This is a genomic window from Phyllobacterium sp. TAF24 (assembly GCF_052113785.1).
GTDB lineage: Bacteria > Pseudomonadota > Alphaproteobacteria > Rhizobiales > Rhizobiaceae > Phyllobacterium.
This window is the reverse complement of the sequence record NZ_JBFRDN010000072.1, coordinates 1-1,379: the sequence shown is the minus strand read 5'-3', so window position 1 is coordinate 1,379 and position 1,379 is coordinate 1. Positions and strand designations below refer to the sequence as shown.

Below are 1,379 nucleotides of genomic sequence, written 5' to 3'. Positions count from 1 at the left end.
CAACGGGACAAGCGGATTATTGTGTTGAAACAGCCCGTCGGGGTCGTTGGTGCAATCACACCCTGGAATTTCCCCAATGCCATGATCGCACGAAAAATAGCACCCGCACTTGCGGCTGGATGCACAATCGTTGCTAAACCTGCTGAACAAACCCCGCTCTCAGCAATAGCTCTGGCAGTCCTTGCTGAACGTGCCGGAATACCCGCTGGTGTTTTGAATGTTATAACCGGAACCGACGGTCCGGCTATTGGCGCAGAACTATGCAGTAATTCGAAGGTCCGGAAGATCAGTTTCACAGGTTCGACGGAGGTCGGCCGAATTCTGATGCGGCAATGCGCCGATCAGATTAAAAAAATGAGCCTCGAACTTGGCGGCAACGCACCGTTCATCGTATTTGACGATGCCGATGTCGACGCTGCTGTTGAAGGCGCGATAATCTCGAAATTCCGCAATGCCGGTCAGACCTGTGTTTGCGCGAACAGAATTTATGTGCAGTCCAATATCTATCACGAGTTCTCAAGAAAATTAGCGGCATGCATCGAGTCGCTGAACGTTGGAGATGGTTTCGACAAAACTGCAAACATTGGCCCATTGATCGATGCCGCTGCAATAGAAAAAGTTGAAGAGCACATTCGTGATGCCGTCTCAAAAGGCGCTTCAGTTCTGATTGGTGGTGGTCGACATCCATATGGAGGAACGTTCTTCGAACCAACAGTGCTTGCGGATGTCGATGCTACAATGCTTGTCGCCCAAGAGGAAACTTTCGGTCCACTCGCCGCGCTCTTTTGCTTCGATACAATTGACGACGTTATCCATCAGGCCAATGACACCGAGTTTGGCCTTGCGTCATATTTCTACGCTAACGATTTATCCAAGGTGTGGCGAGTGGCCGAAGCCTTAGAGTGTGGTATCGTGGGTATCAATACCGGGTTGATTTCGACCGAGGTGGCGCCCTTTGGTGGCGTGAAGCAATCGGGCCTCGGCCGCGAGGGATCAAAATACGGCATCGATGATTATTTGGAGTTCAAATATCTATGCTTCGGGGGACTCGATGCTGCGGTGTGATTGCGTACGGTATCTAGCACTACTTTGGCAGATTAATCTTTGATTAACGATGATCGTCCATTTTGGGCACTTCAACAGGGGTGCGCAGGATGGCGGAGCAGGATGTTGCACTGACGGATTGGCTTCAGCCAGATGAAGGAAGAACTCGGCCTCGATCATTTCGAAGGCCGATCGTGGCAAGGCCTTCATCGACACGCGCTGATGACAATGATTGCATATGCCTTTCTGCAACATCAGCGCCTGCACAAGGCAACGCGGGAAAAAAAGGCAGCGACATGGCCCGCCTAAACCGACACTACCAGCCATTCGGCGCG

1 protein-coding gene and 1 pseudogene are annotated in these 1,379 nt (G+C 51.6%); both read left to right on the top strand.

The features are described from left to right. Positions 1-1,065: NAD-dependent succinate-semialdehyde dehydrogenase (locus tag AB4Y96_RS26370; RefSeq protein WP_441920981.1), on the top strand; the 1,065-nt coding region annotated here is incomplete at its 5' end. Between the two features lie 129 nt (positions 1,066-1,194). Then, positions 1,195-1,353 (top strand): annotated as a pseudogene (locus tag AB4Y96_RS26365) (IS701 family transposase); the annotation flags it as partial. Positions 1,354-1,379 lie beyond the last annotated feature (26 nt).